Source organism: Trinickia sp. EG282A, assembly GCF_040965455.1.
In the GTDB taxonomy this organism is placed as follows: domain Bacteria; phylum Pseudomonadota; class Gammaproteobacteria; order Burkholderiales; family Burkholderiaceae; genus Trinickia; species Trinickia symbiotica.
Map to the genome: position 1 here is coordinate 767,515 of NZ_JBFRCC010000002.1, position 16,175 is coordinate 783,689.

General features: G+C 61.6%; 7 protein-coding genes. 6 read left to right on the top strand and 1 reads right to left on the bottom strand.

The window, feature by feature from the left end:
• The 5 genes from AB4Y31_RS11435 (at window position 1) to AB4Y31_RS11455 (ending at window position 10,630) form a co-directional block, all read left to right on the top strand.
• A complete protein-coding gene (locus AB4Y31_RS11435; RefSeq protein WP_368674007.1) occupies window positions 1–540 on the top strand; it encodes a toxin-activating lysine-acyltransferase in 540 nt (179 codons plus the stop codon).
• Window positions 537–9,404: a hemagglutinin repeat-containing protein gene (locus AB4Y31_RS11440; RefSeq protein WP_368674008.1), complete on the top strand. Its 8,868-nt coding sequence runs from the start codon at window positions 537–539 to the stop codon at window positions 9,402–9,404. The genes AB4Y31_RS11435 and AB4Y31_RS11440 overlap by 4 nt, the downstream gene beginning before the upstream one ends.
• A gap of 12 nt (window positions 9,405–9,416) precedes the next feature.
• On the top strand, window positions 9,417–9,740 hold the full coding sequence (locus tag AB4Y31_RS11445) for a hypothetical protein (RefSeq protein WP_368674009.1): 324 nt from the start codon (window positions 9,417–9,419) through the stop codon (window positions 9,738–9,740).
• 136 nt (window positions 9,741–9,876) lie between these two features.
• Window positions 9,877–10,455, top strand: a complete 579-nt coding sequence (locus AB4Y31_RS11450; protein ID WP_368674010.1) for a hypothetical protein — start codon at window positions 9,877–9,879, stop codon at window positions 10,453–10,455.
• Window positions 10,456–10,471: 16 nt separating this feature from the next.
• Window positions 10,472–10,630, top strand: coding sequence for a hypothetical protein (locus AB4Y31_RS11455; RefSeq protein ID WP_368674011.1), 159 nt, complete (start codon window positions 10,472–10,474; stop codon window positions 10,628–10,630).
• Between the two features lie 159 nt (window positions 10,631–10,789).
• Here the strand turns inward: AB4Y31_RS11455 and AB4Y31_RS11460 are convergent, their stop codons facing one another.
• Window positions 10,790–10,948, bottom strand: coding sequence for a hypothetical protein (locus tag AB4Y31_RS11460; RefSeq protein WP_368674012.1), 159 nt, complete (start codon window positions 10,946–10,948; stop codon window positions 10,790–10,792).
• Window positions 10,949–12,070: 1,122 nt separating this feature from the next.
• Between AB4Y31_RS11460 and AB4Y31_RS11465 the strand changes: the two genes are divergently transcribed.
• Entirely contained in the window at window positions 12,071–16,132 is a 4,062-nt protein-coding gene (locus tag AB4Y31_RS11465) for a DUF3683 domain-containing protein (RefSeq protein ID WP_368674013.1), read from the top strand.
• Window positions 16,133–16,175 lie beyond the last annotated feature (43 nt).

The window sequence follows — 16,175 nt, forward strand, 5'->3', positions numbered from 1 at the left end:
ATGAGGAATGAATCGCTCGAGATTATCGCTCCCGGCCTGTTGAATACGCCGTGCAACGAGGCAGAAGCGCTTGGGAGCGCCGTTTGGCTCTGGATGCATTCGGCCGCGCATCGGGACGCCCCGCTGCATGTCCTTGCATCCGCGTTGTTGCCGGCCATCAAGCACAAACAATTTGTGCTGGCTGCAGAAGCCGGCAAGCCGGTCTTCTATCTCGCCTGGGCGAGCTTCTGCGAAGCAGCGGAAGCGCGCTACCTGAGTCATCCGCCCGAACTCATGCTGGAGGCCGACTGGGCGAGTGGCGACCGGATATGGATCCTCGACTGGGTGGCGCCGTTCGGCCACACCCGAATCTTGCGTCGTCTCGTGGCACGGCTCTTTGCCGATCGCTGTTTGCGTTCGCTCTATCACCGCGGCGATGAGCGCGGATTGCGTGTCATGGAGTTCAACGGCATCGCTGTGACGAAGGAGGAGGCGCGAACCTGGTTCTTTGATCATCCCATCGCGTGTCCACTACCGCATTCGAAGGACCGAAGCAAATGAACAAGTCCCTCTATCGCATCGTCTTCAACAAGGTCCGGGGCATGCTGATGGCTGTCGCCGAAACCGCGGTGACCACTGGCAAGGCGCCGGGCACCTCACGTGTGCCGGGGGCCACACCAGAGGCTGCGACGACCGTTGTTGCAGCCTTCCGTCCATTGCAGTATTCGATCTTGCTGGCATTGGGGCTCGCGAGCCTTGCTACAAGGGCCCAGATAGTGGCGGACCCCCGCGCGCCTGGCAATCAGCAGCCGACCGTCCTGAACGCGGGCAACGGCGTGCCGTTGATCAACATCCAGACGCCGAGCGCCGCAGGCGTTTCGCGCAACACCTACAGCCAGTTCGATGTCAATGCACAAGGCGCCATTCTCAATAACGCGCGAAAGTCGGCGCAAACGCAGTTAGGCGGCTGGGTGCAGGGCAACCCGTGGCTGGCGGCGGGTACCGCACGTGTGATTCTCAATGAGGTGAATTCGAGCAATCCGAGCCTGCTGCGCGGCTACCTCGAGGTAGCGGGAGATCGCGCGCAGGTTGTCATCGCAAACCCGGCGGGCATCACGTGCGACGGCTGCGGATTCATCAACGCCAATCGGGCCACGCTGACCACGGGTACACCAATCTTCAACAATGGGAATCTCGACAGCTATCGCGTTCAGAACGGCATGATCGGCATCACGGGAGCCGGACTGGACGCGAGCCGCACAGACTATACCGATATCATTGCGCGCTCCGTGCAGGTGAACGCCGGCATCTGGGCGAACTCATTGAAGGTGACCGCAGGGCCGAACAAGGTTAGTGCCGACCATACGCAAACGGCGGCGATCACGGCGAGCGGCAGCGCGCCCGCCTACGGGCTCGATGTCGCGAACCTCGGCGGCATGTATGCCGGCAAGATCACGCTCGTCGGCACCGAGTCAGGCGTGGGCGTGCGCAACGCAGGGCAGATTGGGGCATCGGCTGGCGACGTCTTGGTGACGGCCGACGGCCAGCTCGAGAACAGCGGACGCATCACGGCGAGCGGGATGGTGCGTGTCGACACGAAGCGCGGTGTCTCGAATTCGGGGATTGTTTACGCACTTGGCGATACACAAGTGACGACGCGCGGCAATGTAGTCAATACGCACACGATCGCGGCGCAGGGCAATACGTCGGTCGAAGCCGCAGGAACGGCCAGCGCGATCGACAGCCAATCGAACTCATTACTCGGAGCCGGCATAGGTAGCGACGGCACGATTGGCGGGAGCGGTACCCTGCAACTGGCCGCGACGGGCCAGATCGGCGCGCACGGGCAGAACCTCGCGAGTGCAGACGCGACGGCAAGCGGCGCGGAAATCAGTCTGGCCGGCAGCCAAACGGCCGCGAAGGACGTCACGTTGACGGCGAGCGGCGGTGGCATCGAGTTGAGCGGGGCGAGCATTTCGGCGACACAGACATTGACGGCCAGTGCAGCCGGTACGCTCAGTACCAATAGCGCCACGGTATCGGCCGATCGGTTATCGCTCGCGGCGCGCGATATTTTCAACACCCAGGGCAACCTTGTTCAGACGGGCACCACCGATCTGGCGATTCGACTTCCCGGACAGTTCGATAACACCAACGGGCGGATTGCTGCGAACGGAGGCAATCTATCGATCGGTTCGCAGACGCTGATCAATACCGATGGACGCATCGAGCATGCTGGTATCGGGACGCTGTCGTTGGATGCCATCACTGTAAATGGCGCGCGCGGCGCGATCGGTACGAACGGTACGCTGTCGATGACGTCACAGACGATCACGCTCGACGGCGGTAACGTGGCGGCGAATAAGCTTGGCTTCGACACCCACTTGCTGTCGAATCGCAGCGGACATATCGTTCAGGCCGGTAGCGGCAACGCATCGATCGCCGTTCGCTCCTCGCTCAACAATAGCGACGGCACGATTGCCGCCAATGGCGCGCTGACAGTGAGCGGCAGAGACTTGCTGAATCAGGGCGGCACGATTCAGGCCGCAGGCGCATCGCCGCTGACGATGAACCTGTCGGGCGCATTGGACAACAGTGCGAAAGGCAAGATTGCCGCGGGCGGTGACGCAAGCATAAGGGCAGCGACGTTGTCGAACGCAAGCGGCGGACTCACCGCGGGCGGCGCACTCGATGTGCTGACGGCTGGCGCTGTGGTCAATGCTGGTGGCCTGCTTGCCGCGAACGAGAACGTAACCATTGTCGGAAGCTCGATCGATAACGCGAGCGGTCAGATTGGATCGGCTCGCGGTGGATCAAAGGTAACGGCGTCCGCGGGGGTCATCGACAACACGTCTGGCCGTATCGAGGCGGCGCGGCCCGTCGCGATCGCGGCCAATGGACTCACCAATACGGATGGCGTGGTGTCCGGTCGCACCGACGTGCGACTGAATAGCAGTGGGCGGCCGCTCGACAACACGCGCGGCACGGTCGCCGCAGGCGGATTGCTCGAAGTCCAGAGCGGACGGTTGACCAACGATGCGGGCAGCTTGCAGGCCAGCGGGACTGTGACCGTTGACACCCACGGCCAGACGCTGTCGAACACGCATTCCGGTCCGGCAGGCGGCATTATCGCCCAGAGCGCCATCACACTGAGAACGGGCAAGCTCGATAACTCGGCGGGCTTTATCGGTGCCACGGGCGACATCAACGCGACAACAGCGCAGATCACCAATGCGCGGGGCGGGCAAATAACTGGAAAGGAAGCCATAACACTGACCGGCACCGGCGTTGATAACCGCGGTGGCAACGTTCAAGCGCTCGGCAACCTGACGATCGATGTAGGGAGCGGTACCGTTGACAACAGCGCAAGTTTGATGCGCTCGGGTGCCGCATTGACGATAGGTGCTGGCAGCCTCATCAATCGCGGCACGCATGGCAACGACCGAGGCGTCGAAGCGCAGAGCATCAGCGTGACTGCCGATGCGATCGACAACCGGTCCGGTGCTGTGCGAGCCGACACGTCGCTATCACTGACAGGCTCGGGCACGATCGACAACACCGGAGGTCTGATCTCGTCCGCGCAATCCGTGCATGTGCGCGACCGCGATCTGACGCAAAAGACTCAGCGAGTGATCAACAAAGGCGGCACGTTGATCGCGGCTAAATCGCTCGGTGTGAACAGCGCCGGACTATCCGGTGACGGAAGCGTGCTTTCGCAAGGCGACCTCAATGTCAGCCTCGCGGGCGACTTCCTCAATGCGGGCAATTTTGAAGCGAACAGCAACGCCGAATTTGAGACTGCCGGGAAGCTTACGAACCAGGCGGTGATGCGGGCTGGCAAGACGCTAACAGTGAATGCACGCGACATCGAAAACGTGGAACGTGGCGAGTTCAGCGCCGCAACATCGCAGATCAGCGCCGCAGGCACGATCACGAATCGAGGGTTGATCGACGGGCAGGATACGACCGTTACGTCCGGAGTCCTCAATAACGTGGGAACTGGCCGCATCTACGGCGACCATTCTGCAATATCGGCCGGCACGGTCAACAATGACGCCGAGAACGATAGGGCGGCGACCATTGCCGCGCGCAGTCGCCTCGATATCGGCGCGCAGACCATCACGAACCGTGAGCATTCACTGATCTTCAGCGCGGGTGATATGGCGATCGGCGGCGCCATCGACGGTAGCCGCACGGCGACAGGTTCGGCGGGTGTCGTCAATAACAACAGCGCGTCGATCGAAGCGCTTGGTGAGCTCAAGCTGACCGCCGTCGACGTCAACAACACAAACGAGCATTTCGCCACCACCGTTCAGCGGCAAAGTGAGCCCGCGCATATCGTCGAGTACCAGGGCGACGGATCACCGAATCGCTATGCGAGCGGCGACTCCGACGTTCGCGTGTACAACGACGAGTCCGACCACTTGCATACTCCGGAACGCAACTACGAGAGCTGGAGCAAGTACGAATACGATCGCACGACGGCGGCCACTGTCATTGCAGAATCCGATCCGGGGAGGATCACATCGGGCGGTGCCATGCGCATCGACGCGAGGAAGGTACTCAACGACAAAAGCCAAATCATCGCGGGAGGTGCGCTCGATGGAAATGGAGCGAAGCTCCAGAACACCGAGGTGGCTGGCCAACAGATAGTGACGGATGTCGGCACAGTCACATCGTATTGGCGCAATCACAGGAAGGGTCGCGATGATACAGGTAGCCGCTCCACAGCATATACGCCACCGGCGACGATCAGCGAGATTCGACTGACGCCGACGGTCTACCGGGGTCATACCGCGCCGGGCGGGAGCGGCACGCAGATCGCGGGCGTCAGTACCGCACCTCTCGTACGAGGCGCAGCGGGTGCAGGCGCAGCCGATGTGACGGTCCGTGCCGGCAGGGCGATAAACCCCATCACCGAGGTCGAAGCCGTCAACGCGCCCGCAAGCGGTCACTCGTTCGTCATTCGTAGTGCCGCCGTCAACACTACGGTGCCGAACACTAGCCTCTTTTCCGTGAACCGAAATCCGACGGGCCACTATCTGATCGAAACGGATCGACGCTTCGTCAACTATCGGGAGTGGTTGTCATCGGACTATATGTTGGAACAACTGCGGATCGATCCGGCGCTGACGCACAAGCGCCTGGGCGACGGTTTTTACGAGCAGAAGCTGATCCGTGAGCAAATTGCACAACTGACGGGGCGCAGGTTCCTTAGAGGCTACGCGAGCGATGAAGCGGAATATCGGGCGCTGATCAACAACGGCTTGACCTACGCGAAAGAGTGGGATTTGCGGCCAGGCATTGCGCTGACGGCGGCCCAGATGGCGCGATTGACGAGCGATATTGTCTGGCTCGTCGAAAGCGAGGTGACGTTGCCGGATGGGCAGACCGCAAAGGCACTCGTTCCGCAGGTCTATGTGCTTGTGAAGCAAGGTGATATCGACGGAACGGGAGCGTTGATATCGGGGCAAACGGTCGACCTGAAACTATCGAAGGATCTCGTGAACCAAGGGACGATTGCGGGCCGCGATGTTCTCTCGCTCACGGCCGAGAACGTCAAAAACCTTGGCGGGCGCATCTCAGGTAGTCATGTTGCGGTTAAGGCGAAGACCGATCTTCTCAATCTGGGCGGCACCATCGATGCTGCCAACAGTCTCTCGGCCATCGCGGGGCGCGATTTGAAGAGCGTCAGTACGACGAACAGCAATGCGAACGGCCAGGGCACGATAACCAACATAAGCCGTGTGGCGGGGCTATATGTGACGGACCCGTCGGGAGGGACGCTGGTTGCCGCGGCGGGGCGGGATCTGACGCTTGCTGGTTCGCATATCGGCAATGCAAGCACGGACGGGCAGACGGTGATTGCGGCGGGGCGCGATCTAAATCTGACTACGATTGATACGTCTAGCAGCCATTCGCTGAAATGGGATGCCAACAATTGGCGCAAGGATAGTACGCACCGGGAGCTGGGGGCGTCGATCCAGACAGTCGGCGATCTGCGCCTGTCGGCTGGCCGCGATTTGAATGCGCGCGGCGCCTCGGTGACGAGCGAGCAAGGCGCGCTGATCGCAACAGCGGAAAACGACATCAACCTGACATCGTCGAAAACGACACACAACGTCGACGAGGCGCACCAGCACAAAGGCAAGAGCAGCTGGTTCTCGTCGAAGACGATTTCGACGCGTAATACCTTGTCCGAAACGATGCATCAAGGCACGACGTTCTCGGGCGACACTGTCCATCTGCAGGCGGGCCACGATATCAATCTAAAGGGAAGCAACGTCGTATCGACGCACGGTACCTCGTTGTTTGCATTGCACGATGTGAATATCGAAGCGGCGATCAATTCGGCGACGGAGCGGCACCACCGCGACGAGAGAAAGACGGGTCTTTTCGGCACCGGTGGGATCGGCTTCACGATTGGGACGCAGCAACATAGCCAGGACAATCGGAATTCTCGAGCGACTGCGTCCGCGTCGGTTGTCGGCTCGACGAACGGCAATGTCGCTATTGTCGCGGGCAACCATTACAGGCAGGTTGGCAGCCATGTCCTGGCGCCGCAGGGCGACATCGATATTCAGGCGAAGAAGGTGGATATCCTCGCAGCCGAGGAGATCAGCCACAGTGCGCAGGAGACGCGGTTCAAGCAATCGGGTCTCACCGTGGCGGTGACGGCTCCGGTGGTCGCGGCGATACAGACGGCCGGGCAGATGAAGCATGCGGCCGGCGAGACATCGGACATGCGCCTCAAGCTGCTCGCCGGGGCAACGACGGGGCTGGCGGGCAAGAATGCGGCCGATGCCGCAAAGGCTGATCCGAAGTCGGGCGGCGGCGTGAGCGCCTCGATTACGGTGGGCGGATCGAAGAGCCAAAGCAAGACGACGGAAGACACCGTGCGGGTGGCGGGCTCCAAGGTTCTCGCGGGTGGCGGCGTGCGCATTCGCGCGACGGGCGCTGGAGAGGATTCGAAGATGACCGTGCAGGGCAGCGACATCGAGGGCGGCGGCGATGTGCACCTGAAGGCCGACGGTGCGATTGCCCTGCTGGCGGCGAAGAACGCCGTTGAGATGCATCGCTCCAGCAGCAGTATGAGTGGCGGCGTGGGGGTGGCGGTGAGCGGCAATTCAAATGGTGCGTCCTTCGGCGTGACGGCCAATGCGAGCGCTTCACGCGGCAAGGGCGACGGCACCGATGTCATGTGGACGAACACGCATGTGTCGGCGGGCAAAAAGTTCAAACTGGAGTCGGGTGGAGACACAACGTTGCGCGGGGCGGTGGTTGGCGGCAGGCAAGTGTTGGCCGACGTAGGCGGCAACTTGACGATCGAGAGTCTGCAGGATACGAGCACGTACCAAAGCAAGGATGAATCCGTCAGCGGCAGCGTCACGGTGGGCTATGGGGTCTCGGGCAGTGCGAACTATGGTCAGCAGAAGATGGACAGCGACTTCGCGAGCGTGACGGAGCAGTCGGGCATCAAGGCAGGTGACGGCGGCTTCCAGATCAACGTAAAGGGCGATACTCACCTGAACGGCGGCGTGATCACGAGCACCGAGCGTGCGATTGCCGATGGCCTGAACAGCTTAACGACGGCGACGCTGACGACGAGCGATATTCAGAACCGTGCGGAATACAGCGCGAGCGGCTTCGCGCTAGGAGGCGGCTATAGCTCCGATGGTGGCGGCATGTCGCCACGAGGTGGCAAGGGCAATTCGACCGCTGGCGGCGTCGGCACGAACCAGCAGGGACAGGCGACGACGGGTGGCGACAAGGTCCCGGGCACCGACTTGCCGCGCTCGGGCAATTGGAGTGCTGCGCCGCCCGTGGTCATGGGGGCGTCGGGTGACGGCAGCAGCACGACGGTCAGCGGCATCAGCGGCGGGGCGATTCACATCACCGACGAGGCGAAGCAGCAAGCGCTGACCGGCAAAAGCGCGGAGGAGACGGTTGCAAGCGTCAATCGCGCCGTGACGACGGAGCGCGACGGAGCGAATACGCTGAAGCCGATATTCGATGAGCGGGAGCTCCAGGCGGGATTCGAGATCGTCGGCGCTTGGCAACGGGAGACGGGGGCCTTTCTTGCCAATCGGGCCAAGGAAGTGGATGCGGCGCAGGCAGCGGCGAACGACCCGAGGCTGACGCCGGAGGAGCGGGTACTGGCGCAGCAGAAGGCGGACGAGTTGACGGCGACTTGGGGGCCCGGTGGCAGCTACCGACGGGTGCTGACGGCGCTGACGGCGGCCGCCGGCGGGAACGTGACGGGCGGAGCCGAAGCGTTCATGCGGGAGGCGGCGGTGAGCTATCTCCAAGGCTTGGCGGTGAGCGAGGCGAAGGAGTTGGCCAACCGGCTCGGGGAAGGGACGCCGGAGGCTGAAGCGGCGCGTGCGGCGTTGCACGCGATCGTGGGATGTGCGGGAGCGGCTGCGAGCGCGCAGACGTGCAACGCGGGCGCGATGGGGGCGGCGGCCAGTTCGGTGCTGGGCTCGCTGCTCGGGCCGACGACGGGGCTCAGCGCGCAGGAGAAGGAGGCGCAGACCAATCTGGTCACGTCCTTCGTCGCGGGCGTGGCAGGCGTGATGGGCGATCCGATGACCGCCGCGAACGCGGCGGGCACGGAGGGGTTATATAACCGGCAGCTTCTTGATGAAGAACGGCATTGGACGAAGGAACATGCGAACCGGTTTGCCGCCGCCTATGAAAAGAAAACGGGCCAGGTAATCACGCTCGAACGAGCGGAAAAGTCGTTGCTGGGCACGGGCTACATGATGGTGGACGACAAGGCGAAGGCCGGCCCCGGTTACGATATGGCGGCAGCGCAGTACATCTCGGAGAACTCCGGCAATTTGTTCAAGGCGACGGCGGCCGAGCGTGCCGATCCAGGGTCACTGGGCGGGCCGCTGAAGCCGGAGCAGCGGGCCCTACCGGGAGCGGTCGCCAATCCTGCGCTGGGCTTGGGCATAGCTGGCGCCGTGACCGGAGGTTTGGCGGCAGCAGCGGCCACGCCACGGGTGCTTGCAATCGTGTCGGCCGGAGGGAGATACGCCGCAGATTTCGTCGCAGCCTATAAGGCAGCTCAAGCCGGATACTCGTTGACCACGGGGGCGCTAACTGGCGCTGGTGTATCCGCAGGTTCATACACGTTCGCTGCTGCAGCCGCTGCTGCACTAGCGAAATATCAAGGCGCTGATGCGGCGAGTGCATTTGACGAGCGTTTTTCGCTGCTGGGATTCGGCACTGCAGCGACCATCGGGGCTGCAAATGGCATTTTCGGAACATCGATGTTCAAGTGGGCCGACATACCGAACAAGATTACGAACGTGTCGACGGTCCCTGGAGCTGTAATTCGGATCAATGGCTTCACTCAGGGGCAGGCGGCTGGTCGAGCGGCACAGGCTGCCGTGAACCAATACGAAGACACAAAATGACGTGAGGAACTCATGAAGCACGATGCTCTTATAGGAGCGATGTACGGGCTAGTGGTGCCATTTGTGATGCCTTTCGTCGCACATTGGACGAGAAGGGTGAATTATTGGGTCTTCTTCATCGTCGGAGGGCTTAGTATTCCATTCATTTCATTTCTGTCGATGGGTATTCGACAGGGGTGGAATAGTGCGATGGAGGAGGTTCTACCACGTGTCGCCACTGCAGAAGGAATACTGATCGCGATCGGCCTCGGCATGGGTACTGTCGTTTTGGTTTGGATCGCAAGAATCTCAGGTCTCGAGCGCACAGAGCAAGAAAAGGATACGGATGTTCAATAATTTCCATCCAAAGAAAAGTGATGTGCCTGGCCTGCGTGAGCGTGCGTGATGACGAGCTTGCCGCGCTCGAGCCGGAAACATTTGATCGGTGGTTTCCCAGGTGTAGACTGAAAGGTAGAAACGGAGCTAAAAATCCATGAGAAAAAGAATGTTTGTTTATTCGGCCTTCGGCGGCATGATTGCAATCTCGTCGTTCGAGGGATTTTTTCGGGGGATGTTCGATCAATCTGCGGGTTTCAATCTTTGGGAATTTTTAATCGCAGGGATCGTCGGTGCCTGTGGCTGGGGAATATCTCACCGCGTCGCTCGGAAGCTGAATGCCCTTTCATGCTTATCAACTGATTGGCATCTGGAGATTGGGCGTTGGTTCTTACCGTTCGTCCTGATTGCATTTGTACCGCCTATATTGGGTGTGCTCGTCGGCTATCTGCTACGCGAGAACCCGATAGTCTTCATCACGCTGATCTGGATCAACGTCATTATGACCCCCTTGATGTACAGCATTCTTGTGATGCGAGTGGCGAAAGAGCCACTTGTCCATGTCTGCTTCTCGTCGCTTCTTGCATGGTTGTTCACGCTACCTGTGTTCTTGCTCGGCGGGCAGCCGCCGCAATTCTGGTTTGCTTCCTTTCCGTTTTCAGCGTTGCTCGCCGTGTTTGGCTACCTGGCCGCGCAGGGCGTGAAAGCCATCCGGGATCGGTCTGTAGCACTTTGATTTATGCAACCGGCAGTTGAATGACAAGGATCGGGAGCAGGCGAAGCGGCTTTCGGCACTGGCTAAGGAACAAGGCCTGACCTATACCGGAGCCGATATCAAGAACCAGCAGGCGCTGATGAACTCCAAGCCAAACAAGGATTGGTCCTTGAATCTCACCGAGCCGTTGCTGTAGCGATGCTCATCTTGTGGGACCGATAACGGATCTATTCTACCCCTTCCGTTTGTCCGAGAAATGAGGGAATCGCGACATCCGCGATGCCCTCTCGGCAGACTTGCGCATATGCGTCGATAGTTGAGATTGATGAGATACCGAAACGATGGTCCGCGACTGCTAACCAATTGGTGCGGGAGATGGGCGTTGTGCGGAAGCGCAGGGGCGCTGGTCCAGGTAATTTTGATTCTTGAGATATGCATTGATGATGGTTGGAGAAATGAGATTGTCGATATTAATGAACGTTTTATTCGTCAGCGCCTTGGCGATGTCGGTCACGTCCTGCTCCTTTGCTACGCGTGGGTATGATGCGGCTGCGTTGACCTGCGAGCAACGTCTTGAACTCGCGCGTGGCCTGAACGAATGGGCCAGCGACAACTTCGATCGCGCTTACTCAACAAGTGGGGATATAACAGGAGCGATGGTCCAATTGTATCTGATTAAGCAAAATGCGCCTTCTCCTTACGCTGCATCATTCAATGAAAATCACAAGAAGGCGCGGTGGAATCTTGTTATGGCCAAGCGGCAAGGCTGTGATGTGTCAAGTTATCCGCTCCTGCCGATTCTCGAATTCAAGAGGAGATTGCGTCGAATGAAGGACGCACAGTCAAGATGAGAGTGGTCTTTCTTCTTGCAGGCGTTCATCGCGAGAGCAACGGTTCTCAGGGTTAGAGTCGGCGCAAACCTAGGTAGACCTAATATCTCTGCGTCAACGGGTATGGGGTACGCGGTCGATAAAGGGACAACTGGAACGGAGTGGTGATTATGCTGAGTTTCTCAGGGCAGGTACCTGAAACGCGAGTACAAAAAATCATCTGGTGGAGTTGTTTCGCCGCGATGATGAGCTTCATCGTATATGTGGTCCTCAAGAATCTCTTATTCCGTTGAAACATCGACCCGGCGGATGCCGGGTTGTGGACATTGCCATGCGAGTGTCGAAGTTTGTTCCGCTGAGCACCATTCGGTCATAGATCTGGAGCGGCCGAGGGCGCCTCGCGGCGTGAGCCATGCCGTCATTGAGATGAAGGAAGGTCCTCCACTATCGTCTTGCAACGACGGCAGCCCCCTCCCACGCCCACCGCCATCCTGCGGTAGAATCGCATTTCGATACACCCTGGACCGGAAAATGCGCTGGCAACCTCGGACCGCCCACTTGATCCCCGCACCGCGAGAAGCGCGCCCCGCGGCGGAGCGGCACGTCCGTCATGGACGATCGTGGCCGGTGTGAGACGCTGCTTGCGAGGGCTCGCCGGCGCCCGCCGTGCGATGGCCGTTCGCCTGACGAAGCCAAACTTTCCAGAAAATAGCGCGCCTGATGCGCAATGCTCGCCGCGCGGTCGCCAAGTCGACTAGATCGACTCGATCGACGAGCGCGCGGCCGGCCCATCGATCCGTCCGACCATGAACGCACCTCAAGTCTTCGATCCGAACGGCGCCGCCGCCGCGCTGGCTGCCGATCCCGAACCGCGCTTGCGCGAGATTCCCTACAACTACACGTCCTTCTCCGACCGCGAAATCGTCATCCGATTGCTGGGCGAAGAGGCGTGGCAGGTTCTCGACGAGTTGCGGGCCGAGCGCCGCACGGGCCGCTCGGCCCGTATGCTCTACGAAGTGCTCGGCGACATCTGGGTCGTGCGCCGCAACCCTTATCTGCAAGACGACCTCCTCGACAATCCGAAGCGCCGCAAGCTGCTGATCGAAGCGCTGCATCACCGGCTCACCGAAATCGAGAAGCGCCGCCGCGCCGATCTCGTCTCGCATGACGACGTGGCCGGTCAGGAGCGCGCCGCACGCGTCGAGACGCTCGTCGCCGCCGCCCGTCGGGCAGTCGAGGCATTTGCGGCGGAGTTCGCCGAGACGGCAGACCTGCGCCGCCGCGCACTCAAAGTGCTCGGCCGCTGCACGCAGAAGGACAACATTCGCTTCGATGGACTCTCCCGGGTCTCGCACGTCACGGATGCAACGGACTGGCGCGTCGAGTATCCGTTCGTCGTGCTGACACCCGATACGGAAGAGGAAATTGCCCGCCTCGTCAAAGCCTGCTTCGAGCTCGGCCTCACGGTCATTCCGCGCGGCGGCGGCACGGGCTATACCGGCGGAGCGGTGCCGCTCACGCCCTTTTCGGCCGTCATCAACACGGAAAAGCTCGAACTGCTCGGCGCGGTCGAGCTGACCGAGCTGCCCGGCGTCGCGCGCAAAGTGCCGACGATCTTCTCGGGCGCGGGCGTCGTCACGAGGCGCGTGACCGAGGCGGCGGAAGCGGCCGGCTATGTCTTCGCGGTCGATCCGACCTCGCTCGACGCGTCTTGCATCGGCGGCAATATCGCGATGAACGCGGGCGGCAAGAAGGCGGTGCTCTGGGGAACGGCGCTGGACAATCTCGCCTGGTGGCGCATGGTCGATCCGGACGGCAACTGGCTCGAAATCACGCGCCTCGAACACAACCTCGGCAAGATCCACGATATCGAGACAGCACGTTTCGAGCTCAAATGGTTCGACGGCGAGCATGCGCCAGGCGAGAAGCTCCTGCGCACCGAGACGCTCTCGATCGGAGGCCGGCGCTTCCGCAAGGAGGGGCTCGGTAAGGACGTGACCGACAAGTTCCTCGCCGGCCTGCCGGGCGTACAGAAGGAAGGCTGCGACGGCCTTATTACGTCGGCGCGCTGGGTGCTCCACAAGATGCCGGCACATACGCGCACGGTCTGTCTCGAGTTCTTCGGCCAGGCGCGCGAGGCGATCCCGAGCATCGTCGAGATCCGGGACTACCTCTTCGAGACCGCCAGGCGCGGCGGCGCGATTCTCGCCGGCCTCGAGCACCTCGACGAGCGCTATCTGCGCGCGGTCGGCTATGCGACGAAGTCGAAGCGCAGTGCATTTCCGAAGATGGTGCTGATCGGCGACATCGTCGGCGACGATGCCGACGCCGTCGCCGCCGCGACTTCCGAAGTCGTACGCATGGCGAACGGCAGGAGCGGCGAGGGATTCGTCGCGGTCAGCGCCGAGGCGCGCAAGCGCTTCTGGCTCGATCGCAGCCGCACGGCCGCCATCTCCAAGCATACGAACGCGTTCAAGATCAACGAGGACGTCGTCATCCCGCTCGACCGGATGGGCGAGTACACGGACGGCATCGAGCGCATCAACATCGAGCTCTCGATCAAGAACAAGCTGGAGCTCGTCGACGCGTTGGAGGCCTTCTTCAAGGCGGGTAACCTGCCGCTCGGCAAGACCGACGACGCCAACGAAATTCCCAGCGCGGAGCTGCTCGAAGACCGCGTTCAGCATGCGCTCGAGCTGCTCGGGCGCGTGCGCGAGCGCTGGACGTTCCTGCGGGACAACCTCGACATGCCGTTGCGTGAGGCTCAGCATACGCTCGTGCAGCTCGGCTACGAAGCGCTCGCCGAGAAGTTCGCGGACCGCGTCGACGCCCAATCCGACGCGACGGTTTTCCACGTGACGCAGGATCGCACCGTGCGCGTCTCGTGGAAGCAGGAGATCCGGGCGGAGCTGCGGCAGATCTTCAACGGCGGTGAATTCAAGCCGATCCTCGAGCAGGCTCAGGCAATCCACAAGCAGGTGCTGCGCGGGCGCGTCTTCGTCGCGCTGCACATGCACGCGGGCGACGGCAACGTTCATACGAACATCCCCGTCAACTCGGACAACTACGCGATGCTGCAAGTCGCCCATGCGGCGGTCGAGCGCATCATGAAGCTCGCGCGCTCGCTCGACGGCGTCATCTCGGGCGAGCACGGCATCGGCATCACGAAGCTCGAATTCCTGACCGACGACGAGATCGCCGAATTCCGCGCCTACAAGGAGCGCATCGATCCGCAAGGTCGCTTCAACAAGGGCAAGCTTTTCGCGGGCGCCGACCTGCGCAACGCCTATACGCCGAGCTTCGGGCTCATGGGCTACGAGTCGCTGATCATGCAGCAGTCCGATATCGGCGCGATCGCCGATTCGATCAAGGACTGCCTGCGCTGCGGCAAGTGCAAGCCCGTCTGCGCGACGCACGTGCCGCGCGCGAACCTCCTCTACAGCCCGCGCAACAAGATCCTCGCGACCTCGCTTCTGATCGAGGCGTTCCTCTACGAGGAGCAGACCCGCCGCGGCGTGTCGATCAAGCATTGGGACGAGTTCAACGACGTGGCCGATCACTGCACGGTCTGCCACAAATGCGTGACGCCGTGCCCGGTGAAGATCGACTTCGGCGACGTGTCGATGAACATGCGCAACCTGTTGCGCAAGATGGGCAAGAAGAAGTTCAACCCGGGTTCGGCCGCGGGCATGTTCTTCCTCAACGCGACGAACCCGCGCACGATCAACGTCGCGCGCACGGCGATGATGGGGGTCGGCTACAAGGTCCAGCGCTTCGGCAACGAGGTGGTCAAGCAGTTCGCGAAGAAGCAGACGGCCCATCCGCCCGCGACGACGGGCAAGCCGCCCGTGGTCGAGCAGGTGATCCACTTCGTCAACAAGAAGATGCCCGGCAATTTGCCGAAGAAAACGGCGCGCGCACTGCTCGACATCGAGGACAACAAGATCGTGCCGATCATCCGCAACCCGAAGACGACGACGGTCGATTCGGAAGCGGTGTTCTACTTCCCCGGCTGCGGTTCCGAGCGCCTCTTCTCGCAGGTCGGGCTCGCGACGCAGGCGATGCTCTGGGAAGCGGGCGTGCAGACGGTGTTGCCGCCGGGCTACCTCTGCTGCGGCTACCCGCAGCGCGGCGCGGGGCAGTACGACAAGGCCGAGAAGACCGTCACCGATAACCGCGTGCTGTTCCATCGCGTGGCGAACACGCTCAACTATCTGGACATCAAGACGGTCGTCGTCTCGTGCGGCACCTGCTACGACCAGCTCGCGGGCTACGAATTCGACAAGATCTTCCCAGGCTGCCGCATCATCGACATCCACGAGTTCCTGCTCGAGAAGGGGATGAAGCTCGACGGCGTGAAGGGCGTGCGGTACATGTACCACGACCCGTGCCATACGCCGATCAAGACGATGGACCCGGTCAAGCTCGTCAACGAGCTGATGGGGGCCGGCAACGACGGCTACAAGATCGAGAAGAACGACCGCTGCTGCGGCGAGTCGGGCACGTTCGCGGTCACGCGGCCCGATATCTCGACACAGGTTCGCTTTCGCAAGGAAGAAGAGATCAGGAAGGGCGCGGCCAAGCTGCGCGCGTTGCCGATCGTCGACGCGGGCGCGGCCGGCAACGGCGCGGCTCCCCACGGCGCCGCATCCGACGGCGCGGGGAGCGGTGCGCACGGCCAGCCCGACATCAAGATCCTGACGAGCTGCCCGTCCTGCCTGCAAGGGCTTTCGCGCTACAACGAGGATGCGGACATCGAAGCCGACTATATCGTCGTAGAAATGGCGCGCAAGGTGCTCGGCGAGGACTGGATGGTCGACTACGTCCGCAAGGCCAACGATGGCGGGATCGAGCGCGTGCTGGTCTAATAGGGGTGGACAGGAGCCGAGGCGCGAGAGAATCGGGCGTTTC

What these genes read in the sequence shown, in the direction of transcription:
- AB4Y31_RS11450 (WP_368674010.1), top strand. Translation starts at nt 9,877, where the DNA reads ATGAGAAAAAGAATGTTTGTTTATTCGGCCTTCGGCGGCATGATTGCA.
- AB4Y31_RS11465 (WP_368674013.1), top strand. Translation starts at nt 12,071, where the DNA reads ATGAACGCACCTCAAGTCTTCGATCCGAACGGCGCCGCCGCCGCGCTG.
- AB4Y31_RS11435 (WP_368674007.1), top strand. Translation starts at nt 1, where the DNA reads ATGAGGAATGAATCGCTCGAGATTATCGCTCCCGGCCTGTTGAATACG.
- AB4Y31_RS11440 (WP_368674008.1), top strand. Translation starts at nt 537, where the DNA reads ATGAACAAGTCCCTCTATCGCATCGTCTTCAACAAGGTCCGGGGCATG.
- AB4Y31_RS11445 (WP_368674009.1), top strand. Translation starts at nt 9,417, where the DNA reads ATGAAGCACGATGCTCTTATAGGAGCGATGTACGGGCTAGTGGTGCCA.